Below are 22,516 nucleotides of genomic sequence, written 5' to 3'. Positions count from 1 at the left end.
AGTCAAATAATAAAAGTTCTTTAAAGAAAGGCAAGATCTACGGTATGTAAACCGGGCAAGTGCAGACAGTTGCGTTGGTGGTGATTGTTAGGGTGGTTGATGCAGACGAGAATTTTGCGGTGGAATTTGAGTCTGAATGTGGTTGTTTTTCTGGTAGGGTTTTGTTGAGGGATCAAAAGCAGGAGTTGGTATTGATATAAAATGAAATGCGAATGTCAACTTGACAGTTTTTTACAGGAGAAGTGGACCCAGGAAGCAGGACCACTGGCTAAGCATTAAAAATGTGCATAGTTTCTCAAAACCACTTTAAAGAAGAAATTATAAAAAGGCACAGGAGAAAACACTCATGAATTGAAGGCTCGGGTTGCACTTGAAGCCGTCCGAGGTCTGAAGACCCTGAGCGAAATAGCCGCAGAATACGAAATACATCCAGCAATGGTTGGCAACTGCGGAAGAAAGAAATGCTTGGGCATTTACCGGAACTTTTCGATAATAAAAGTGCCAGGAAAGATAAAGATAACGACCGGGAGAAGGAACAGTTCCACGGTAAAGTCGGCCAATTGACAATGGAGGTAGATTTCCTCGAACAAAAGTGCCGTCAGTTGGGAATACTTATCCGGTGAATCTCTTGAGAACCTGCAGTTTATGGAGGCGATGGATCGTTTGCATATGACAGATCCATCTGCAGGATCTCACCGCATGGATAAATATCTGAGGCGATTAACAGGAAAAAAGATCGGCAGAGAGCGTGTCTGCCGCTTAATGCGACTCATGGGGTTAGTGGCAGTATATCCAAGAAAGAGAACAACAATTCCAGGTGGTCTTTCAGGTATTTCCCCATACCGCCTGAGAGGGTTAGACATAAACAGACCAAATCAGGTGGTATGTGCAGATATCACGCACATTCCACTGCGGCGAGGAATTATGTGTCTTTTTGCAATAATAGATTGGTATTCCAGGAAAATTCTGGTCTGGGAGCTTTCCAACACCTTCGCCACTGAATTCTGTCTGAAATGTAAAATGGTTTGAGCACAAAGCCGTCATGGAGCCGTCACGGTAAAAAGAGATAAAAAAAGCCACCTAGAAATTAATCTAAGTGGCTGAATTTACTTGGTGACCCCAAGGGGACTCGAACCCCTGTTACCGGCGTGAGAGGCCAGTGTCCTAGGCCACTAGACGATGGGGCCAAATTGTGCTGTCTTATAACTGAGACCGCAGAGCTTGTCAATACTTTGTTGATGGAAATAAACTCGTTTTTTTGCTTGCACTGTGTCTCATGATGATTGTGGTGTTTGCTGCATCCGCTTTTTATTGCCTCGATTAAAGCGCCGCGTTATAGCCCGCAGCTGGTCTGCTACCGCAGGAATCAGAAACTCGCCACTACACCGCCATCTCCAGTTTCCTTCAGCTATCCCCGGAGTGTTCATTCTACAGTCGCCACCAAAGCCTAAGATGTCCTGAAGCGGGAAAATGCACAAAACACTGATGGAGGATTGCGCCAGATAGATTAAATCGTTGTGAATTCCCCGTTGGTCGTGGGGCGCTCTGTTGGCAGTCAACCGGATATTTTCCCGTTGCCGGTCGTCGAGCCTGTCGCTGAGAAACCAGCCGACGGTGGTGTCATTGTCATGGGTTCCGGTATACACCACACTCTGCGGTGAAGTAAAGTTATGGGGGAGAAAACTGTTGTCGAGATTGCCGTCAAAGGCAAACTGCAGGACTTTCATTCCCGGAAAGCCAAGTTCATCACGCAGCGCTTCCACTTCGGGGGTTATTATGCCCAGGTCCTCCGCGATAATATTAACAGGACCGAGATTTTCGGCTATCTGGGTGAAAAAGGTCTTGCCTGGTCCCTTTTCCCACTGACCGTCAACCGCGGTGGTACATTCCTCCGGAATCGACCAATAGGACTCGAAGCCACGAAAGTGATCGATGCGGGCAATATCGACCAGGGTGAAAAGGTGGCTCAGTCTGTTCGTCCACCACTGCATAAGTTGGTCCTGCACTTGTTTGTCGTTGTTCTGCCAATCATAGAGAGGTGTCCCCCAGCGCTGTCCTGTCTTGCTGAAATAGTCTGGCGGGACACCGGAGACATGCGTTGGCCTGAGGGTTTTGCGGTCCAGGGTAAAAATCTCCTGATGCGCCCAGACATCGACACTGTCGTAGCTGATATAAATAGGCAAATCCCCGAACAGCTGCAGATCCTTTTCTCTGGCGTAACTGTGGAGAAGGTTCCATTGCCGGAAAAATTCGAATTGTTCGAAACGGTAGTAGTTGATCCGACCAGTGTGCTGCTCGGCAAATTGTGCCAGTTTGCTCTCCGACCGTGTAGCGATTTCCTGGGGCCAGGAGAACCAGCCTGCATTGTTGTACATCTCTTTGGCGGTCATGAAAATTGCGTAGTCATCCAGCCATGAATTTGTCGCGAGAAAATCTGCATACCCGGGGAAATTATCCGGACGAAACGTATTGTATGCCTCCTGCAGCAATTTCTTCTTGAATTCCTCGACCTGATGATAGTCCGTCAGATACGGTGAAAAGTCTGGATGATCAGCAAGACTTTTCCGGGAAATAAGGCCTGCTGTCAAAAGAAGTTCCGGCGATATCAATAAAGAGGAACCAGCAAATGCGGAACTGCTCATGTAAGGGGAGTAGTCAAAAGGTGGGTGTATGGGACCTGTCGGCAGAAATTGCCAATAACTCTGGTCGCAGGCTACGAGAAAATCTATAAAATTATAGCTGGAAACGCCAATGTCACCAATCCCGTAAGCTGATGGCAGAGAGGTGATATGGGCAAGAATGCCGCTGGCTCGTCGGTCTATCATTGTTGTCTCGCAAAAGGGAAGAAAATGCCCCGGCATAAAAAGGTTGCAGTTGCAGCTCTTGTTTGCCGGAGATTGGAAAATAAAACGACTCTCGTTCCTTGTATCTCATATGATCGATGCTATATTATAAGTGCAATACAAAAAAGTGGGGAGATATTTACCGAGTTGTCGGAAGCGCAGCTATTAAAAATTGATTTTTATTTTCATTTGCTGTAATAGTATAGTCTTTTGAAAACTACTACACGCTAGCGGGATCTTTCTCGTCGGCTTTTTTTTTGTCAAAAAATCATTAAAAAAATCGCCTTGTTGGTCTTCTCGAGACTATTGCAACGATGCACTTCATGCAAGGGTACAATAGATAGTCTTATTAATTCAAGAAATGGAGTGGTTGTCTGGTGCTGCCTGAACTTAAAGAAAACCTAATAAAAGCAGGAAAAGAAGAAGGCTGTATTAGCTTTGATGATTTAAATGAACTGTTGCCCGATGAGATAAAGGATCCTAATGAAATAGAATCTATCTTCAATTTTCTCGGTGCGCATTCAATTGAAATTGTAACCGTTGAAGAAAATGGTGAGAAGCGTACTTTATCCGGGGAAATCTGGGAACGAGACGACGCCTCGACTTCTAGTGCCAATCAAGAGGACGAGATGGCTCTTCCTGATGAGGAAACTCATGAAGCGGAAGAAACGACCACCACTTATCTGCGGGAGATGGGGCGATTCGATCTGTTGACGCCGGAAGAAGAGGCCAAATACAGTAAGACTATTCGGCAGGGTTTTGAGGCTATTATTGCGGCGATCCGTGAAGATACTTCCGGCACCAAAGAGATTCAGGTGCTCTGCGAAAGGATAGATCTTTGGGAAAAACGGGATCCGACCCTCAAGCCGAAAAAACAACAGCTCAATTTCATGCGGTACAATGTCATCAGTGCTGCAAAAAAATACAATGATATAAGGGAGTTGTTTGAGCTACAGGCTAAGCTTGAGGCGTACAGCAGATCCATTGAAGTAGCCAAAGACACCATGATCAGGGCTAATCTGAGACTGGTGGTTTCCATAGCCAAGCGCTATATGCATCAGGGGCTGACCCTGGCCGATTTGATTCAGGAAGGCAATCTTGGCCTGATGCGGGCAGTCTTTCGATTCGATTACACCAAGGGCAACAAGTTTTCGACCTATGCCAGTTGGTGGATACGCCAGGCCATTACCCGGGCCATTCTCGATAAAACCAGAACGATCCGTTTACCGGTCCATTTTCTCGAGCTGAGAAGCCAGTTTTTCAAGGCTTTCTATGCGCTGTTCAAAGAACTTGGCCGTGAACCCACCCCCTTGGAAATATCTAAGGCAACGAGTCTGCCGATGGATAAAATCCTGTCGATTCTGGAAGCATCGCGAGAACCTATTTCTCTTGAGACGCCGGTTGGGGACGATGATTCCACCCTGGGTGATTTTCTTGAGAATCAGGAATCACAATCCCCCTATGATGCCGTCCAGACCAGAGAATTGTCCGGTCGGGTGAATGATATCCTTGAAACCCTCAGTGAAAGAGAAGAAAAAATTATTCGTCTGCGTTTTGGTATCGGTGAGAAGGCCGAATATACTCTTGAGGAAATCGGCAAACTTTTCAATGTGTCCAGGGAACGAATCCGACAGATTGAAAAAAAGGCCCTGAACAGGTTGCGTCACTCCAGCCGCCGTGAAAAACTGAAGTTTTTCATAGACTGATAATCCTTTCATTTCGGAAAAAGCCGGGTTTGTGCCCGGCTTTTTATTTTATCGTGGAAAATTATATTCAAAAGGCAGGGTTCGGCCGGATTCTGGACAAGGTTAAGGCAGAGGAAAGACTCAGTGTTGACGATGGGCGCGCGCTCTTCAACAGCAACGATATCCTTGCTCTTGGCTACCTTGCCAATATCGTCCGCAACAGAGTGAATGGCGACAATGCCTATTTTATCTATAATCAGCACATAAATTATTCCAATATCTGCACGAACCTCTGTAAGTTCTGCGCTTTCGGCCGGGAGAAAGATTCGGATCTCGCGTATGAGATGAGTGTTGAGCAGGTAAAGCAAAAGGTCAGAGACCGGCTTGATGAACCGATTACCGAAGTACACATGGTGGGCGGCATACATCCTGATCTGCCTTTTACCTATTACCTGGAACTGTTACGTGGTATAAAAGAAGTGCGTCCTTCCCTGCATATCCAGGCTTTCACCTGTGTAGAGATCGCCCATTTTGCTGAGTTGGCGGGTGCTTCAATAGAAAACACGCTTGGCATGCTGATAGATGCCGGACTTGGGTCACTGCCTGGTGGCGGGGCGGAGGTCTTTCATCCGCGCATACGCCAACTGACCTGCGAAAAAAAAATACCCGGAAGCCAGTGGCTCGATATATCCAAAACAGCACACCGACTTGGACTGAACACCAATGCCACCATGTTGTACGGCCACATCGAGACAATTGATGAGCGTCTTCAACATCTTGAAGCGTTGCGTGGCGTGCAGGATGAAACCAACGGGTTTCTGGCTTTTATTCCCCTGGCTTTCCATCCGAAAAATACCGCTATGGCCGATCTCTCGAAAACAACCGGGATCGATGACCTGAAAAACATAGCGGTTGCCCGGCTTTTTCTCGATAATTTTCCACATATCAAGGCCTATTGGGTGATGATTGGTCCTAAAATGGCCCAGATTGCCCTTGCCTTCGGGGCCGACGACATGGACGGAACGGTTAAAGAGGAGGTCATCACCCATATGGCCGGTGCCGAAACGGACCAGACGATAGGCAGCGCTACGCTGGTACGGCTTATCAAGGAAGCTGGTCGCGTACCCGTTGAGCGCGATACGCTGTATAATGTCATTGAAGTACACAGCTGAAAGGTTAAAAGTGCAGACAAACAGGATGTTAAAGGAAGTAGTTGATAAGGTTTATAGCGGCGGGCGTATTAACGACGATGATTATCTGGTACTGGAGAAAGAGGGTGATCTGCTGCAGCTCGGCATTCTCGCCAATGTTATCAGGCAGAGAAAACACCCGGAAAATATCGTTACCTACGTCGTTGACAGGAATATCAACTATACCGATATATGTATTTCCGCCTGTAAATTCTGCGCTTTTTTCAAGCCGCCGGAGGACAACCGCGGATACCTGATCACCTTCGATGAGCTGGCGGAAAAAATAAGGGAAACACAGGCTCTCGGTGGCACTCAGATACTTCTGCAGGGAGGTCTCCACCCGGGGCAGGCACTGGAATATTATGAAGAGATGGTCCGCTTCATTAAGGCCACTGGGATACATGTTCATGGCTTTTCCCCTCCGGAGATTTATCATTTTGCCAATCTTTCTGGTTTGCCCATTAAAAAAGTTCTCGAGAGGCTCATTGCTGCAGGTCTTGGGTCTATTCCCGGTGGCGGTGCGGAAATTCTCAGCGATCGTGTACGGCAGCAGACTGCACCGCGAAAGTGCACGGCAGATCAGTGGCTCGAGGTGATGGAAGAAGCACACAGCCAGGGCTTGCGCACCACCGCTACCATGATGTTTGGCCATGTGGAAACGAGCGATGAGCGGCTGGAGCATCTGCGCCGGCTGCGACAGCTGCAGGACCGCACCAAGGGCTTCACCGCATTTATTCCGTGGCCATTTCAACCAGGTCATACTGTACTGGCCGAGCTGGAGAAAACCACGGCGTTTGCCTATTTGCGGATGCTGGCACTTTCCAGAATCTATCTCGATAATTTTGCCAATCTTCAGGCCTCCTGGGTCACGCAGGGGCCGAAAATAGCACAACTTTCACTTTCATTCGGTGCCAATGATTTTGGCAGTACGATGATCGAAGAAAACGTGGTAGCCGCGGCCGGCGTGAGTTTCAGGTTGTCTGAACAGGAAATCAGGCGGCTTGTCACGGATGCCGGCTTTTCGCCGAGGCAACGGCTGATGGATTATACACTTGTCGCAGAGCGTTAAATTATACCATTGAACCAATGGAAAAAATGGTAATTATTTCTGCCCCATGGGTTGTTCCTGTGGCCGTCCCGGTTATCCGTGATGGCAGCATCGTTGTCACCGGCGGCCGTATACTCGATATTGGCAGGCGGGACGATATTATTGGTAAATATCCGCAATCCTCAGAAATCAAGTACCCCTGTGTGCTCATGCCGGGGCTAGTCAATGCGCACATGCACCTGGAGCTGACGCATCTGGCCGGAGGTTTTTGTTCGCTGCCGGCGCAGAAATTCACCGAATGGATAGATGCACTGATTGCTCGGAGAGCGCAAAATAAAGAGAGTCGAGACGAAATTGTCGCCGCTTTTACGACAGCGCTGAAAGAGCAATATAACTCCGGGGTGGCGCTGATTGGTGATATCGGCAATGAACAATACGATGAGTTGGATGGTGTCGCCGGCGGGCTGCAGCCCAAAATTGTCAGGATGCTTGAATTTATCGGACCGAATAAAAAGGGTTGTCAAGCGGCAATGACAAACCTGTTGCACCTTGATGAAAACACCGCCGCCACTGGCCACGCTCCATATTCAACCGCTCCTGATCTCCTGAAAGAAATTAAAAAGAGATGTCGTCGGCTGCAGCATATCTTTTCTATCCATGCGTGTGAATGTGCAGATGAACGTGAATTTTTGCAGACCGGCACGGGCTGTTTTCGCGATTTTCTGGAGAAGAAAAGCAGCTGGGATGGCATATTTCCTTTTTCCGAGACCGGTTTTTCCGGTACTATACAATACTTTGCTCATCTGGGTCTGCTGGATGATACGACCCTTCTGGTTCATTGCGTCCATGTTTCTGCAAAAGAGCTCCTGGTGATCAAGGACAGTGGCGCTAAAATCTGCCTTTGTCCCGGCAGTAACGGGTTTCTGGCAAACGGACATGCGCCGGTGGAACTGATGGTTGATCTTGGCCTGTTGCCCGCACTGGGCAGTGATTCCGCTGCCTCGAATCAGTCGCTCGATATCTGGCGCGAAATGCAGATACTGGCCGTGAACCATACCCGTATTGCCCCCGCAGATATCCTGGCCATGGCGACAATGGGTGGCGCGCAGGCTCTTTTGCATGAGACCGAATATGGCAGTCTCGCGGTAGGGCGAAGTGCAAAATTTATCCATGTTTCATCTCCGGATCTTCGTATCTGCAATGACAGTGCACACCTGATGGATATACTGGTTGCAAATGGAAAACCGGCGGAAATTGAGTGGGTCTCGAGTGTTTATGATTGAATTTGTTGAAAACCAGAGGTGCTGTATATGAAAGAGTCAGAAAAAACTGTTGCCCGGATCGGCATGGTTAGTTACCTCAACACCGCGCCCATTCATGAAAAGTGGAAAAGCACGGTACAAACTGATAGATGGCAACTCGTGGAGGCTCCTCCAGCCACCTTAAACAAAAAGCTGGCGGCAGGGGAAATTGACATGGGCTTTGTCTCCAGTTACGAATACGGTCGACACTCGGAAAAATACAAGATACTTTCGGGGCTTTCCATAAGCGCCAACGGGCCGGTCGGGTCGGTTTTTCTTTTTTCCCATGTACCCATGAGCCAGCTTGATAAAGCCCCCGTGCTGTTCAGTGCCCAGTCGGAAACCTCAGTCAGCCTGGTAAAGATCATTCTCGAGGAATTTCAAGGGGTACAGCCATGCTATTCGACCGGAGATCTCCAGAGTCCCATTGATGAAAAATTTAAAGCCGTACTGGCTATCGGCGACGATGCGCTGAGACTTGCTGAAAAATCGACGTATCTGTATGAGTATGATTTAGCAGATATCTGGAAACATAAAACCGGACTGCCATTTGTTTTTGCTCTGTGTGTCGTTCGTGATGAGTTTTGTACCGGCCAGCCAGAAATGCTGGCTGAAATACATCGCCACCTGCTGAAGTGCCGGGACGAAGGGAAAAAAGATCTCGAAGAGATATGTGCCCTTGCAGCTCAGCGGATACCGATGTCCAAGAAAAAATGTTACCAATACCTGAGCGGAATAGAGTACGATCTTGGCGAACAGAAACGTAAAGCGCTGGAAACGTTTTTTGACTTTCTGATAAAGCGTGGAGATATTGACAAGAAAGCCCTGCCTCTGAAAATTTATGCCAATCTCCAGTGAACTGGAGACGGATCTCGACTGTTTCCATGGCCGGTACGATACAAATAGAAATGCAGGGCGAGGCTGAATCGAAGGGGTTGTCGCGTTTCACCAGTAAGTCCGGTCTTTTAATACTCAATCGAAAAAGATGGAAAAGCTAGCTGTTATTGGCAAAAAGGTTTTGATTTTGCTGGAAATGATCCAGTTCAAGCTGACCATCTTTGCCCTCCCGTTTGCCTTAACCGGCGCATTTCTTGCCTCTCGAGGCATCCCTGATGGCAGGTCACTGCTGTGGATCATTGTCGCCATGGTTGGTGCCAGGACCTGCGCCATGGGATTTAACCGAGTTGTTGACTACAGGTTCGACAAGGCTAATCCACGAACCGCGAGCCGGGCGCTGCCTGCAGGAGAAGTCAGGTTTTCTGAGGCCTGGGCGATGATTCTTGCCTCCGGCGGACTGTTTCTGTATGCCTGCTGGAACCTCAATCAACTCACCCTGCTGTTGTCTCCTCTTGCCCTTGGCTTGACGCTGTTTTATTCCCTTACCAAAAGGTTTACTTTCCTTTGCCACCTGATCCTTGGCGTGGCTCTGGCTTTTGCCCCCTTGGGCGGATGGGTTGCCGTGCAAGGCAGCCTGCTTGACTATCCCTTTGTCCTTTCTGTCGGGGTTATCTTTTGGGTGGCTGGTTTTGACACCATTTATGCCTGTCTGGATGCTGATTTCGATCGGCGGGAAGGGCTGCATTCCCTGCCTTCGCGGATGGGCAAAAAAAATGCATTTCGCCTGGCGGGCGGCTTTCACATCCTGGCCTTTGTTTTCTTCGCCTTAACCGGCTATTACGCCGGGCTAAATATTTTTTATTATCTGGGCATTGCTTTGGCATCGGCGGCCCTTCTCTACCAGCATATTCTGGTGAAGCCCGAAGATTTATCACGCATTAATGCGTCATTTTTTTCGATGAACGGCTTTATCAGCATTACCGTCTTTATTGCCACCTGGCTTTCTCTGGCTACCCTTGGCGATTAATGATCAGGCTGATTGTCCATGTCGGCATTATACTGGCGGTTTTTTTTATGCAGGCGGGGCAAGCCTGGTCGGCAGATACCCCCTTGCAGACAAAGACCGTAGCTGATCCACCATTGGGAGTGATAGAATCGCAACTCCTGCCTATCGGCTATTCCGGACATGAGAAACTTGTCTATGATGTTTCCTGGACGGGGGGAATAAAAATCGGGGAATTGACCCTGGAAGTCAATTCGTTGCCGACAATTGCAGATGGGTACGAAATAAGGGCGGCAGTTTCTACAAAAAATGGTGCTTTGAACTGGATTTATCCTCTTGAAGATTTACATGTAACAAAAGTTAAGGGAGCGGCCAGGCTCCCGTATTATTATGAAATCTGGCAACAAGAAGGCTATCGGTACAGGGCGCATCGGGTGATCGAATATCATCAACAAAATGGATATATTCGGTATATGAAAAATGACCGGCTTGATGGCGAGTATTACATTAATGGAGAAACAAACAACGAGTTTTCCGCCTTTTTCAACAGCCGCTTGATGCCCTTGGTCGTCGGCAGCCACTTTATAGTGCCAACTTTTGCCGATAAACGAAGGGTAAAAGTCGTGGTCAATGTTGTTGCAAAAGAAAAAATCGAGCAGACCGCTATCGGCCCGGTTACAGCAGTTGCGATCATGCCGGTAATGACCTTCAGGGGATTGTACGATAAGCGGGGCGACACGGTGATCTGGTACACTGACGATGAATGCCGGGTCCCGGTTCGGATACATTCTAAAATTGTGATCGGTTCCCTGACGGCTGAACTGAGGGCATACAAAAATCCCGCCTGCACACGGTATCAGGCTGGAATCAAATAAAAATAATTCGAGAACGGATTTAAAGGAGCAGCAGAACATGACAACACCGGTACTCACCACCGATTTCCCGACCCTGATCCTCAAGCACAGAGGAAAAGTCCGCGATATGTACGGTATACCCGGCCATGATGACAAATTACTCATGGTCGCAACAGATCGAATCTCGGCATATGATGTCATAATGGACGACGCCATTCCCGGAAAAGGAGCGATATTAACCGAGTTGTCACTTTTCTGGTTTGATCTGTTGGGAGATATTGTTGAAAACCATCTCATTACCGCCGATGTCGCTAAGTATCCGGAGGTCTGTAAGCCATATGCCGAGCAGTTGCAGGGCAGGTCGATGCTGGTAAAAAAGACCAGACCGCTGTCGATAGAATGTATCGTCCGGGGCTATATCTCGGGCTCGTTCTGGAGTGCTTATAAAAAGAATCCGCTGGTCTGCGGCTTTCATCTGCCCCAGGGATTGCAGGAATCAGATAAGCTGTCCGAACCGCTTTTTACTCCATCAACCAAGGCGGAGCTTGGCGATCACGATGAAAACATATCCCTGGCGCAAATGCAGGAGATTGTCGGCGTTGATCGGGCCGAAGAGATCGCTCGCACCTGTCTCGCTCTCTATAAAAAAGCTGCTGACTATGCCCTTTCCCGGGGAATTATCATTGCTGATACCAAATTTGAACTGGGCGAAATTGACGGCAGGCTTATTTTGATCGATGAGGTTCTCACTCCCGACTCGTCGCGTTTCTGGCCCGTTGACCTTTATACTCCCGGGCAGTCTCAGCCCAGTTTTGATAAACAGTTTTTGCGAGATTATCTCTCGTCCTTAACCTGGGATAAAACGCCGCCTCCACCGCCTCTGCCGCGCGAGATCACGGAAAAGACCAGATTGCGATACGAGGAAGCAGTGCAGAAGATTACCGGCAAACAGTAAATGCTACAGTCTTGACGTCCGTTGTATGACTGATACGGGAGTGGACAAAAGAGATCAGCTGCCAGGGAACTGGCAGCTGATCCGGAACTCCCGGTTATCCGGAATTTCACTTTTTTTGGTGCCGGTGACTGGGATCTGGGGATTTTTTCCGGCTATCAAGAAGATGAAAGATGGCGAGTATCGGATGACGCCAAAGCATTCTCGGACCGGAATATCGCATTATCTGTTTTGCCTTGGCCTGCATATCCTTCTTATAACAGTGGATAGTGCAGTTGCCGCATGTCGGCTTCTGCTGTGCAAAGGGGCAATGGGCAAGTCTTTTCCGGGCATATTCGAGAAAGCCGCTACAATCTTCGCATAGTGTATTAGCCTGTGTCGCGGCAGACTTATGATGATTGCGACAATATATCTGCACCATAACCGTAATTGTTTTTAATTCACGATCCAGGCGGGGAGAAAGGGACATGACGACTTCCATTTTTTAGTGACTTAGAAATACTGTTCTTGTGCTTTTTACAAGAACAGTATTTCGTGAAGGAACTTATCCCGCAAATCTTTTGGGCGGGATTAGTGAAATATATTATCAAGGAACTTCTCCCCGTCGAGCGAGTACTTAACAGAGCACCTGTCGAGCGAGTACTAAAAAAAAATCCCGCAAATCTTTTGGGCGGGATTGGCACAGATAACAGCGACTCCGAAATATTTCATTTCTGGCAAGCGGTGATCACGCCGCGGGTTGTGTCTTGCACGAGACATATGGAGGATTGATCCAGAGTCGATCAACGATAGCATCGCAGACCTGGTCCTGGGTCAGAGTTGAACTCTCCACGGTTATGTCGGCATATTTTTCATACAGCGCCAACCTTTCATTGAACAGATCCTGGAAGCTCTGTTCCGGTCGTTTGGCCAGGCCTCTGGTCTGATAATTATGGATTCGCTGCTCCAGAGCCGGCAGGTCCGCATCGAGGAAAACAATAATTCCGTCTCGCTTGAGATGCATCATCGCCGGCTCACTGTAAGCGGCGCTGCCTCCTGTAGATACGATATGGTTGCGGCAGTGTACGCCGAGCAGTACTCTTTGTTCAATTTCCCGCAGTGCCATATGACCTTCTTTATCAACGATGTCCTGCAGGCTTCTTTTTTCAATATTCTGGATTAAAATATCGGTATCGAGATATCTTTTCGCCAGCATTTTTGCTAGGATTACTCCAACGGTGCTTTTGCCGGAACCAGGCATTCCGATCAATATGATATTGGATTTTTCTTTACTCATATGGGTTTTCAGGGACCTTTGTTAAATGTTTCTAGTGGACACAGTATAGCAGGCGGTTTTTATCGCAATACTTTATCTGGGATTTCTATTTTTGTGGTATTGTCGCAATTTTAGTATAGGGAAAATGCAGGGCAATTATGCTATACTTCTGCAGGTGAAAATCACCAGTCGTCAGCAACACAACAAACAGCAACGCTCTCTTTACCTCGGAGATAAAGGATATGCAATTTTTTACAAACCTCCAGGAATGGTTTGTGGCAACACATCTGCAGGAACAGATCAAAGATGTCGATTTTGCGGGGCTATTTACTAACCCGTGGTTTATCATTCCCTTTGGTCTGATGGTCTGCTATATGCTTTTCAGGCAAAAGTGGAAGGATCTTATCATTATTACCATATTGGTCGCAATCTGGTGGGTTTCCGGCACGGATTATATGAATTCACTGCTGGTAAATGGTGAGATCCAAATTGAAAAAATTCTGCCGGTTATCTTTGGGGGAGCCGCGGTGTTGGGTTTTGTCATCTATCTCCTGTTTGGCAGATCAGATTAATCAGGATTATTATGCAGTTTAGAAATGGTATATTTATCATAACGGAGGAAGACCATTGTCCTCTGTACAATGTCCGTGAAGAACTGAAGTTGAGTGAAGGTGGCCTGTCCTTGCCGGCAGGTAAACCCACCTGCTTGACCCTTGCCAAAGAATTAATTGAGATAGCATCGGCTGGAAGCAGCTATGAAAATTATTCCCAGGGAATGAACCAAAAAGCCAAATTCGAATGCGGCGGTTGTACTGGATTGATCCGTTTTGAATATAAAAAGGATAAAGGCTTTGCCACGCTGCAGATGAAGTTGCTCGCCGCCGCTGAGCGACGTGAGAAAATTAAAGGAACAAGTAGTTTTGCCGGGCTGCTTCGCTCGGTGGATATTTTTTCCACCCTTTCTCCGGAAGATCTTCTTGATCTTGCCACTCTGCTGGAACTCAATGAATATCCCTGGCAGTTTCCCATTGCGCAAAAGGGTGATCCGGGCGACCGGCTGTTTATCCTTTTATCCGGCAAGGCAGAGGTTATTGATGATAATGGTGTAGCCATTGCGGAGTTGCAGAAAGGTGAAGTCTTCGGGGAGATGAGCCTGCTTTCCGGGGACCGCGTTTCCGCGACCATCATGACTGCGGAGACATGCCAGGTTGCCGTTATGAATCAAAAAAACTTCCGGCATGTGCTTAACCGCTTTCCCGCTCTCCAGATATTTTTCTATAAATTGCTCGTCAGCAGGATCACCAAAATGAATATGCAGCGGGCCGAAGAGTTGGCTTCCGGGATGGTCGGGCAGCTCTCGGATATCTCGCCCGTGGAACTCTGCCAGATGATTAACTCCAATCAGAAAACCGGCAAACTCAACATTGAAAGTGAGGACAAAAGGGCCCTGATCATGTTCAATGAGGGGGAACTGGTGCATGCCGAACTGGATACTATGGTTGGCAGGGAAGCTTTCTACCAGATACTTACCATCGACACCGGACGGTTTAATTTCAGCCAGGGGTTAACGGCCAAGGAAAAATCGCTCGATGTTCTTGGCGGTTTTATGGGTATGCTTATGGAAGGAATGAAGCGCCTGGATGACACGCATCATTGAATCGGACATCCTGCAGTCATGCACGAAACAGCCAATGATTATTTTTTCGCATAGGTTAATTGGTGATGAACAGAAGACTGTTGAAAAACGATGTCTTGAACCTTCTGCAGAAGGCGAATTTTGCAGAGATATTACCAGAACTGGAAAAATACCCGGCTAATAGTCTGCTCAATCCTCTGTTTCTTGCACTCTGTGATCCGGTTGAAAGAGCTCGATGGAATGCAGTGCTCTGTTTTGGATGGCTGGTTCCGGCCATGGCCGAAAAAGAGATGGAGGCTGCCCGGATTGTCATGCGCCGTTTTCTCTGGTCACTCAATGATGAATCGGGAGGGATAGGCTGGGGATCGCCGGAAGCAATGGGCGAGATAATGTGTCATAACCCCAGGCTGCGTCATGAATACCTGCATATGCTTATATCATATATGCGCGAGGACGGCGAAAATCTTTTTGAGGACGGTAATTATCTTGAATTGCCCCTGCTTCAGCGAGGACTGCTGTGGGGCATCGGCAGACTTTGTCAGGAGCACCAAAAGGAGATGCTCGAACGTGGAATAGTCGCTGATCTGCGTGCCTACCTCAAGTCTTCCGATATGCACGTCGTTGGCTTAGCTATAAGGTGTCTGGGGCTGCTGGGTGTTGCGGCTGAGATTGATGCCATTTGTCGCTTCGAGACGTGTCAGGAACCACTGCGTCTCTTTATCGATAACGAAATAAAAGAAATATCAGTGGCAGAACTTGTCCGGCAAGCGCTCGGGGTCCATTAGGGCTATACGGCCGGAGATCTCATTCATCACCTTTTATTGAACCTCATCTCTCAAAGAATTCCTGTCGGCATCGGTGGCACTTTGCTGCCACCGAGAATAAAGCCCCCATCCATGCGTAGAATTGCCCCGGTAATATACGTGGCTTCAACTGCTAAAAAGTAGACGGTAATGGCAACTTCGTCCACATAGCCGGTACGGCCAAGGAGAATGGTGTCATAAATTGCCTCTTTTTCCTGTCTGGAGAGGTTCGCCCACCCTCGCGTACCCTCTCCATGTCTGCTTTCTATGAGGCCGAGCATCAGTTCGTTGACGCGAATGCCAGGTGCTGCCTGCCGGGCCCAGGTCTCGGTAAACGATTGGATGGCCTTGTTGGCGGCACTGTAGCCGTCGTTAAAAAAGACTGCCGCCGGTCCGCTTCGTCCAGTGTTACCGGCGATTGACGATATGTTTACTACCGCTCCCCCGGTCTCTTTTGGCAGAAGCGGGAAGAGATGATGAAAAAGGAGCCATTTAGCCTTCACCGTAGTGTCGAATTCAGTGTCCCACTGATCCGTGTTGTGGGGGAGATCATAGCTGCCGTGGACCACAGGCATGCCGCCGCGTTCGATGTTATTGATAAGAAAATGAATTGTCCCTGTCTGGCTGCTGATAAATTCTCTGAGTTGCACTACCGCGTTTTTTTGCCGCAGATCGGCAGGGAAGGTGAGGTAATGGTACCCGGCCGCGGTAAACTCCGCTTCCATTTCTGCAATGGACTCCGGCCAGTCATAGACCGGCAGGATGAGAGTTGCCCCATGGTTTGCAAATTTTCGGGCAATAGCCCGACCAATTGGTCGGGAAGCCCCTGGGATGAGAACGTTTTTTCCTTGCAGGCGCATCATCTGGGTATTTATAAAATCGAGTTGAGGATGGGTCGAGCTGGTTCCGCAATCGGTGTGTCGATAGCATCCTGACGCTGCAGGCGGAACATGGCGAGAATGTTATCGTCCATACACAGCCGGTAATCATCGGTGGCGAGAATATTGTTGTTGACCGGGTTTATCAGCCGGGCGGAAATATACAGTATTCGGTCGGACCTTGAGATTGTCCCGACCAGTATGGCTTGAGCCTGTTGCCCCGCGCTGAGCTGGGACAGGTCTCTCGTCAATATTGTCTCGCCTGATTTCGGTTCTATATGAAGTGTATTGGCCAGTTTCATCTCCCTGACCGTATAGCCAAGTTGAACCAGTCTTGATGTTATGTGTTCCTGGAGAACACGGCCGAAGTGCGACGTTTGTTCCAGGTCGTTATTGTCAACAAAGGTGGTAACCAGGACAGGCATCTCCGGTTGGTGCGGTATCATAGGCGGCATGGTTCTCTCCGCCAGGTGGTCGGCAATGCTGTAGGACAGCTGGATCAGGTCGGTTTCCCCGCCAAGGAACGGTTCAAGCCGGGTGCCGTTAAAGGAAGTGCAGCCGCAGTACCACAGCAGAATGCCGGTTAGCACCGTGAGGGCAGTGAGTCGCTGTACTGAAAATTTCGTGAAAAATAGGCTGGTGCTGTTTTCTCTGTGCATGGCTTGATTCTACTCTACAGTGCTGTTTTAGAAACCGTTTTCTTACCGGTGTCGGTCTTGGCGGGGCGGACGGCAATGGAAGCTGGTTGCGGGAAGGGATCCATTGTTCCTGGCGCGCTTTTGCTGGTGAGTTTGATAGTTTTTGTCTGGGGCATACTCTGCTGGTACTGGTAGAAATCTTTTTCATTAATATAATAGATATCAGATGCCCGGAAGAGATATTGACTATCGGTTATCATGGAGGTCGTTATAATGATCTCGTAGTGGCCGCTGTCAACCAGACTGGTATTGGCGACATCGGCTGCGGCACCAGCGGCAAGGAGTATCAGGTCGACGGGTGCATTACGGAGCACTACGACGGCAGCAGACAGCCCGGTCAGCAGGCCCGGCTGCAGGCTGCGGACCCGATCGCTGTTGTGGTAGACGACCTGCACTTTATAGCTCACCTCGATTGCTTGCTGATCGGCCTGACTTTTGGTCGGTATACCATAACCGAAAAGGTTGGTGATAAGTAAATCGTGGAATGCTTCATTGAAGGTACTCGTCTCATTGGCCTGACAAGAGGAATTTTCGTCGCCGCAGGGCGTCTTGACAAAGACCGCTTTGTCGTGATTCTCAGTGAGGATGAGCTGATTATTGATGCGATTTGCCAGATCTTTTGCCAGGACATCCCAATGGGAAGCTGCCTGCATTTTTTTCTGTTGCGAATAGGGATAACTTATTGGTTCCGGGATCCTGCTGCTGCAGTTGCACAGCAGGAAGATTAACGGAAGACAGATATAAAACGACCGCATGGAGATTCTCCGCTGACTTTGAAATGTATATTGCATAGAAACTGTATCGGTCTGTCGGCGAAAAAGTAAAGAGAATTCTGTGACTTTAAAGCGCTGTTTTATACTAATCCTCTGGCAAATGAAGGAGTGTTCCTGTATCAAAGGGATGTCTTTTTTGTTTCGGAATTGTTTGGATGCGTAATGATCTCATCCCGCTAACGAGCGCGGGATAAGTTCCTTCTCGAATCAGTTTTGTCGTAAAAAGCACGAGAAAACTGTTTCTAAGTCACTAAATACTTATACTATCAGGAGAGACAGCAAACTGGTACCTTTGTGTACCAGAATCGAATCTTTCCGTTATCTCATTTTTTACAACACGTTGGATTAATGTCTATAGATCTCCATATCCACTCGACAACGTCCGATGGGACCATGAGTCCGGTCGAACTCGTTCATTATGCTCATAAAAAGGGCTTGTCGGCTATTGCGATTACCGACCACGATACTATTGATGGCGTTGATCAGGCTCTTGCCGCGGGTCAGAATATTGGCCTGGAAGTTGTCGCGGGGATTGAGTTGAGTGTGAAGTATTCAAATCATAACGTGCATATACTTGGATATCTTTTTGACTATCGACAGAGGGAATTCCATATAGCCCTGGAACAACTTCAGGTTGGAAGAATTGCGAGAAATAAAGAAATTATCGTGAAGCTCAACCGACTTGGCCTTGCTCTTCAATTACATGAACTGGAAGAATCCGCCGGCTCCGGACAAACCGGCAGACCGCATATAGCACGGCTCATGGTGGAGAAAGGCTTTGTTCAATCGATGGATGAAGCTTTTGAAAAATATCTTGGCCAGGGAGGGCTCGCCTATACTTCCAGATTTGTCTATGAGGCAAAAGAAGCCATCTCCTTTATTCAGAAAGCTGGGGGAGTTGCTGTACTGGCTCATCCGCTGCAACTCGATAAATCGGTTGATAACCTTGATTATGCGGTGCAACAATTGCGCGATATGGGGTTAGATGGAATTGAGGTGTATTATCCCAATCACTCAAGGTCATTTCGAAAAAGGCTTATAGCTCTTGCCGAAAAATATAGTTTGCTGATGACCGGAGGGAGTGATTTCCACGGGAGCATCAGGCCCGGGACAACTCTGGCCGGCGGGAAGAATGTGTCCGTACCGGCAAAGCTGCTCGTCGACATGAAACAGCGCGCTGAACAAAGCAGGCATAACAACAAAAAAAGGTGTTAAAAGGACAATTATGACGATGTACTCGATCCTGGTAGTTGATGATGAACCAAATTATCTCGTCGTTCTATCGGAGCTGCTGAAGGATGAAGGTTTTGAAGTTTTCACCGCTTCTGACGGGGAGCAGGGACTGAAAATAATCGATGATGTAGACCTTGATATTGTCATCACTGATATGCAGATGCCCAATATGAATGGTTTGCAGTTTTTAGATAAAATAAAGGCCAAGAACCCTGACCTGCCGGTTATTGTTATAACTGCCTTTGCCGAGGTGGATAAGGCGGTCGCGGCCATGCAGGCCGGGGCCTATAACTATCTTGCCAAACCTTTTTCCAATGATGAGCTGATAATAACTCTCAAAAAAGGCGCCCAGCATTATTCGCTTATCCGGGAAAATACCCGGTTGCGGGATGAGATCAAAGGTAAAAGCGGCTTCAGCGGCATGGTCGGCAAAAATCCAAAGATGTTGCAGGTCTACCAGCTTATAGAAAAGGTATCACCTACCCATGCATCGGTCCTCATCACCGGCGAGAGTGGAACCGGCAAGGAACTGGTTGCCAAGGCAATCCATATGAACAGTCCGCGGGAAGCACAACCGTTTATTGCCGTCAATTGTGCCGCGCTTTCGGATAATCTGCTGGAGAGCGAGCTCTTTGGTCACGAGAAGGGTGCATTTACCGGGGCGGTCTCCATGCGCAAAGGGCGCTTCGAGCTTGCCGACCAGGGCACAATTTTTCTCGATGAAGTCGGTGAAATTCCCCTTGCGCTGCAGGCCAAATTACTGCGGGTTCTGCAGGAAAAAACCTTTGAACGTGTCGGCGGCGGAAAAACCATTGAGGTTGATGTACGTATTATCAGCGCCTCAAACAAGGATCTGCGGGAGGAAGTTGCCGGAGGTCGGTTCAGAGAAGATCTTTTCTACCGGCTCAATGTTATTCCGGTTAATCTGCCAGCCCTGCGGGAAAGAATGGACGATATGCGGCTTCTCGCTGATTTTTTTATCGCCAAATATCAGAAAGAGCTCGCGAAACCGGCCCTGAGAATTTCCGGTGACGCCATGAAACTGCTGATGAAACTCCCCTGGGAGGGAAATATCCGGGAGCTGGAAAACACCATTGAGCGGGCGGCAATATTGTGCTCGGGCGATGTTATAGAAGCTGAAGATGTTCAGCCGGATACCCTGTATAGCGACGAGCGGCCGGCATGGGGCCAGGATATGGATCTGCGCCAAATAGTTCCTGAGAATGCCGGACTGAACGAGGTCCTTTATGCAGTAGAGAAAAAAATGCTCACTCAGGCCTTGATCGAAACCGATTATGTGCAGGCCAGGGCAGCAGAGAATCTCGGTATTACCAAAAGTCTTCTTCAGTATAAGATGAAGAAGTACCAGATTCAAAAGAAGAAGTGAGACGGGTCAGGATCGTTCTCCGGAAACGCCCCAGTGCAGTTTGTTGCGCAGGATGGTAAAATAATCCCGGGTCGAAGAGACGATCAGCTGCAGCGTTTGTCCGGCGGTTTCGATTTCCAGTTCGTCGCCGTCGCGCATTTCCCAGAAGGCCTGGCCGTCAATAATGATCTGGGCCCGTTCGGCGCCGCGGCCGGCATCAAAACGGGTTCTGATGCGCTTATCCGCCGGCAGAATAATTGGTCTGCTGCTGAGCATGAAAGGGCAGATTGGGGTCACGGTGATGGTCGCAAGTCCCGGATACACCAGTGGTCCACCGGCAGAAAGGTTGTAGGCTGTTGATCCGGTAGGGGAAGAAAATATCAGGCCGTCCGCTTTATAGGTGGTGATGTATTCGTCATCAGCTTTGGTCGAAAGACGGAGGAGTCGATCGAGAACATTTTTGGTGATGACTACATCATTGAGGGCATAGCGATAGTCGGTGACCTGATCTTTGGCGATGAGTCGTGCCTTGAGCATCAGCCGGTTCTCAATGGTCAGCTCCCCCGCCAGGATACGTTCAAGGGCTTGAAATGTTTCTTTTTCAGTCAATTCGGTCAAAAAACCAAGATTGCCGAGATTTATACCCAGCACCGGGATTGCGTGTCGAGCGGCTTTTTCGGCTATATGCAGCAGGGTCCCGTCCCCGCCCAGGACAATGATTATGTCGAGACGCGGGGTGATTTCATTGAGATAAACAACGATATTCCGCTGCTGTAACCAATCCGACAAGGTTGCTGCGTAACTGTCGGACCGGGCATCGTCGAGTTTTGTGATGATGCCGACTGTGCTGATAACGAGGCTGGTCTCAGTTCTGAAAACCGTTTTTTTGCCGGTCATTCCACTTTACCGAGCTCTTTTGAGCGAATGACCGCAGCTTCGACCACGTCCATGATAATGCCATGAAAACCGACTTTTTCTAGAACATGTATGGCGGTGATGGCTGTTCCACCGGGTGAAGTAACCTTGCCGCGCAGTGCTGCCGGGTGTTCGCCGCTTTCTTTGAGCAGTTTCACCGAACCGGAGACGGTCTGCAGTGCGAGTTTTTCGGAAACAACCCGGGTAAGTCCGGATTTTACCCCGGCGTCAATGAGGGCCTCGATGAACGAAAAGACATAGGCCGGACCTGAGCCGCTCAGCCCGGTTACCGCGTCAAGATGTACCTCGTCCAGGATAACAACTTCGCCAACGGCGAGAAAGATTTCCTCGGCTGCCCGTAATTCCTCATCGCTGACATTGTCGTTTCTGCTGAGAGCTGATGCGCCTTCCAGCACTAATGCCGGTGTATTCGGCATAACCCTGATCATCTTCGTATCGTTTTTACCTATTGTTTCCAGATAAAAGGAAATTGGCAGACCGGCGGCAATACTGATCATAATATGATGCGACTGGACCCGTTCTCGGCAGTCAAGCAGCAGGGCCTTCATGGTCTGCGGCTTGACAGCAAGAATGATGATTCGGCAGTTGTCAAAAATCGGCACATTGCTCTCAAAAGTCTTAACCGAGTAGGTTTGTTCCAAATGGTCACGCCGGAAGTCATTAGGTTCGGCCACGAGGATATCGTTTTCCCGGTACAGACCTGAGGCGATAATTCCTCTGATCAACGCCTCAGCCATCTGACCGCCGCCAATAAAACCTATCTGCTGTTTCATAATTTTCCTCGGTTGAGTGGAATATCTGGAAGGATGAAAAAGAAAAATTTCTATGCAATCATAATCGGTTTCAGGTAAATATCAAATCCAATACATTTATTCAATCATTTACCAATTTCATATAACCAGCGTATACAAGCCTTGCTGAGTGACGTGGAAATAATGTATCGCGCAAAAAACTTTCGCGGGGTTGAAGTCTCACCATAAAAAAAACATAAATCGAGAGGAACGAATGATCCATAAAGACTTATTAGAAATTTTGGCCTGTCCCCAGTGTAAAGGCCCGGTAAAACTGAAAGACGACAAAGAATTGGTGTGTGAAAAGTGCATGCTTTTGTATGAAATCAGAGATGATATCCCGATCATGCTCATCGATAAGGCCAAAAAAATAGAATAGCTTATATTTTTATCTCACAGTGAAGGTCTCTTGACCTGTACAGCATTTAAGATCG

Annotated in this window: 24 protein-coding genes and 1 tRNA gene; 16 read left to right on the top strand and 9 right to left on the bottom strand. The window is 48.4% G+C overall.

The window, feature by feature from the left end; all coding sequences use genetic code 11:
- Positions 1-461 precede the first annotated feature (461 nt).
- Together FCL47_RS24330 and FCL47_RS05840 are read left to right on the top strand one after the other, a co-directional pair.
- Complete coding sequence (locus FCL47_RS24330; RefSeq protein WP_153306351.1) at positions 462-623, top strand: hypothetical protein; 162 nt, start codon at positions 462-464, stop codon at positions 621-623.
- A gap of 22 nt (positions 624-645) precedes the next feature.
- Positions 646-1,029, top strand: a complete 384-nt coding sequence (locus FCL47_RS05840) for a DDE-type integrase/transposase/recombinase (protein ID WP_136812531.1) — start codon at positions 646-648, stop codon at positions 1,027-1,029.
- An 82-nt stretch (positions 1,030-1,111) separates the two neighbouring features.
- On the opposite strand, the gene FCL47_RS05835 is transcribed toward FCL47_RS05840, so the two are convergent.
- Both FCL47_RS05835 and malQ read right to left on the bottom strand, forming a co-directional pair.
- Positions 1,112-1,187: transfer RNA gene (locus FCL47_RS05835), tRNA-Glu, on the bottom strand.
- 87 nt (positions 1,188-1,274) lie between these two features.
- Positions 1,275-2,825 (bottom strand): 4-alpha-glucanotransferase, encoded by a 1,551-nt coding sequence (malQ, locus tag FCL47_RS05830; RefSeq protein ID WP_136812530.1) that lies wholly within the window; start codon positions 2,823-2,825, stop codon positions 1,275-1,277.
- Positions 2,826-3,220: 395 nt separating this feature from the next.
- Here malQ and FCL47_RS05825 point away from each other — a divergent pair, with 395 nt between their 5' ends.
- From FCL47_RS05825 to FCL47_RS05790, 8 genes are all read left to right on the top strand, one after another.
- Positions 3,221-4,549: a sigma-70 family RNA polymerase sigma factor gene (locus FCL47_RS05825; protein ID WP_136812529.1), complete on the top strand. Its 1,329-nt coding sequence runs from the start codon at positions 3,221-3,223 to the stop codon at positions 4,547-4,549.
- 53 nt (positions 4,550-4,602) lie between these two features.
- Positions 4,603-5,700: an aminofutalosine synthase MqnE gene (gene mqnE / locus FCL47_RS05820; protein WP_136812528.1), complete on the top strand. Its 1,098-nt coding sequence runs from the start codon at positions 4,603-4,605 to the stop codon at positions 5,698-5,700.
- 25 nt (positions 5,701-5,725) lie between these two features.
- Entirely contained in the window at positions 5,726-6,787 is a 1,062-nt protein-coding gene (gene mqnC, locus FCL47_RS05815) for a cyclic dehypoxanthinyl futalosine synthase (RefSeq protein WP_136812527.1), read from the top strand.
- A gap of 26 nt (positions 6,788-6,813) precedes the next feature.
- Positions 6,814-8,049 (top strand): amidohydrolase family protein, encoded by a 1,236-nt coding sequence (locus tag FCL47_RS05810; RefSeq protein WP_167496378.1) that lies wholly within the window; start codon positions 6,814-6,816, stop codon positions 8,047-8,049.
- A 27-nt stretch (positions 8,050-8,076) separates the two neighbouring features.
- The gene (locus FCL47_RS05805) at positions 8,077-8,925 is read left to right on the top strand and encodes a menaquinone biosynthetic enzyme MqnA/MqnD family protein (RefSeq protein ID WP_136812525.1); all 849 of its coding nucleotides are present in this window, start codon (positions 8,077-8,079) and stop codon (positions 8,923-8,925) included.
- Between the two features lie 127 nt (positions 8,926-9,052).
- Complete coding sequence (locus FCL47_RS05800) at positions 9,053-9,931, top strand: UbiA-like polyprenyltransferase (protein WP_240744150.1); 879 nt, start codon at positions 9,053-9,055, stop codon at positions 9,929-9,931.
- Complete coding sequence (locus tag FCL47_RS05795; RefSeq protein WP_136812524.1) at positions 9,931-10,782, top strand: DUF3108 domain-containing protein; 852 nt, start codon at positions 9,931-9,933, stop codon at positions 10,780-10,782. The genes FCL47_RS05800 and FCL47_RS05795 overlap by 1 nt, the downstream gene beginning before the upstream one ends.
- Before the next feature lie 37 nt (positions 10,783-10,819).
- Positions 10,820-11,716, top strand: coding sequence for a phosphoribosylaminoimidazolesuccinocarboxamide synthase (locus FCL47_RS05790; RefSeq protein ID WP_136812523.1), 897 nt, complete (start codon positions 10,820-10,822; stop codon positions 11,714-11,716).
- Between the two features lie 106 nt (positions 11,717-11,822).
- Here FCL47_RS05790 and FCL47_RS05785 read toward each other — a convergent pair whose 3' ends face one another.
- On the bottom strand, positions 11,823-12,182 hold the full coding sequence (locus tag FCL47_RS05785; protein WP_240744149.1) for a nitrous oxide-stimulated promoter family protein: 360 nt from the start codon (positions 12,180-12,182) through the stop codon (positions 11,823-11,825).
- Between the two features lie 258 nt (positions 12,183-12,440).
- On the bottom strand, positions 12,441-12,989 hold the full coding sequence (locus FCL47_RS05780; protein WP_136812521.1) for a shikimate kinase: 549 nt from the start codon (positions 12,987-12,989) through the stop codon (positions 12,441-12,443).
- 221 nt (positions 12,990-13,210) lie between these two features.
- Here FCL47_RS05780 and FCL47_RS05775 point away from each other — a divergent pair, with 221 nt between their 5' ends.
- The 3 genes from FCL47_RS05775 to FCL47_RS05765 all read left to right on the top strand — a co-directional run bounded on the left by FCL47_RS05775 (position 13,211) and on the right by FCL47_RS05765 (position 15,389).
- Positions 13,211-13,540: a hypothetical protein gene (locus tag FCL47_RS05775; RefSeq protein WP_136812520.1), complete on the top strand. Its 330-nt coding sequence runs from the start codon at positions 13,211-13,213 to the stop codon at positions 13,538-13,540.
- A gap of 11 nt (positions 13,541-13,551) precedes the next feature.
- Positions 13,552-14,625: a DUF4388 domain-containing protein gene (locus FCL47_RS05770; RefSeq protein ID WP_136812519.1), complete on the top strand. Its 1,074-nt coding sequence runs from the start codon at positions 13,552-13,554 to the stop codon at positions 14,623-14,625.
- A gap of 65 nt (positions 14,626-14,690) precedes the next feature.
- The gene (locus tag FCL47_RS05765; RefSeq protein ID WP_136812518.1) at positions 14,691-15,389 is read left to right on the top strand and encodes a DVU0298 family protein; all 699 of its coding nucleotides are present in this window, start codon (positions 14,691-14,693) and stop codon (positions 15,387-15,389) included.
- A 50-nt stretch (positions 15,390-15,439) separates the two neighbouring features.
- Here the strand turns inward: FCL47_RS05765 and FCL47_RS05760 are convergent, their stop codons facing one another.
- The 3 genes from FCL47_RS05760 to FCL47_RS05750 are packed head-to-tail and all read right to left on the bottom strand — an operon-like array spanning position 15,440 to position 17,738.
- On the bottom strand, positions 15,440-16,270 hold the full coding sequence (locus FCL47_RS05760) for an SDR family NAD(P)-dependent oxidoreductase (RefSeq protein ID WP_304992066.1): 831 nt from the start codon (positions 16,268-16,270) through the stop codon (positions 15,440-15,442).
- An 8-nt stretch (positions 16,271-16,278) separates the two neighbouring features.
- Positions 16,279-16,944 (bottom strand): FlgO family outer membrane protein, encoded by a 666-nt coding sequence (locus FCL47_RS05755; protein ID WP_136812517.1) that lies wholly within the window; start codon positions 16,942-16,944, stop codon positions 16,279-16,281.
- A 14-nt stretch (positions 16,945-16,958) separates the two neighbouring features.
- On the bottom strand, positions 16,959-17,738 hold the full coding sequence (locus FCL47_RS05750) for a hypothetical protein (protein WP_136812516.1): 780 nt from the start codon (positions 17,736-17,738) through the stop codon (positions 16,959-16,961).
- Positions 17,739-18,104: 366 nt separating this feature from the next.
- Here FCL47_RS05750 and FCL47_RS05745 point away from each other — a divergent pair, with 366 nt between their 5' ends.
- Both FCL47_RS05745 and FCL47_RS05740 read left to right on the top strand, forming a co-directional pair.
- Positions 18,105-18,971, top strand: coding sequence for a PHP domain-containing protein (locus tag FCL47_RS05745; protein ID WP_136812515.1), 867 nt, complete (start codon positions 18,105-18,107; stop codon positions 18,969-18,971).
- 16 nt (positions 18,972-18,987) lie between these two features.
- Positions 18,988-20,376, top strand: a complete 1,389-nt coding sequence (locus FCL47_RS05740; protein ID WP_136812633.1) for a sigma-54 dependent transcriptional regulator — start codon at positions 18,988-18,990, stop codon at positions 20,374-20,376.
- Positions 20,377-20,382: 6 nt separating this feature from the next.
- Here FCL47_RS05740 and FCL47_RS05735 read toward each other — a convergent pair whose 3' ends face one another.
- Positions 20,383-21,252, bottom strand: coding sequence for an NAD(+)/NADH kinase (locus FCL47_RS05735; protein ID WP_136812514.1), 870 nt, complete (start codon positions 21,250-21,252; stop codon positions 20,383-20,385).
- Positions 21,249-22,064: a pyrroline-5-carboxylate reductase gene (gene proC, locus FCL47_RS05730; RefSeq protein WP_136812513.1), complete on the bottom strand. Its 816-nt coding sequence runs from the start codon at positions 22,062-22,064 to the stop codon at positions 21,249-21,251. Before proC ends, FCL47_RS05735 begins: the two co-directional genes overlap by 4 nt.
- A gap of 232 nt (positions 22,065-22,296) precedes the next feature.
- Between proC and FCL47_RS05725 the strand changes: the two genes are divergently transcribed.
- The gene (locus FCL47_RS05725; RefSeq protein WP_136812512.1) at positions 22,297-22,461 is read left to right on the top strand and encodes a Trm112 family protein; all 165 of its coding nucleotides are present in this window, start codon (positions 22,297-22,299) and stop codon (positions 22,459-22,461) included.
- The last annotated feature ends 55 nt before the right edge of the window (positions 22,462-22,516 follow it).

This window comes from Desulfopila sp. IMCC35006, assembly GCF_005116645.1.
Taxonomy (GTDB): domain Bacteria; phylum Desulfobacterota; class Desulfobulbia; order Desulfobulbales; family Desulfocapsaceae; genus Desulforhopalus_A.
The sequence above is the reverse complement of the archived record's forward strand: the minus strand, read 5'-3'. Positions and strand labels throughout refer to the sequence as shown.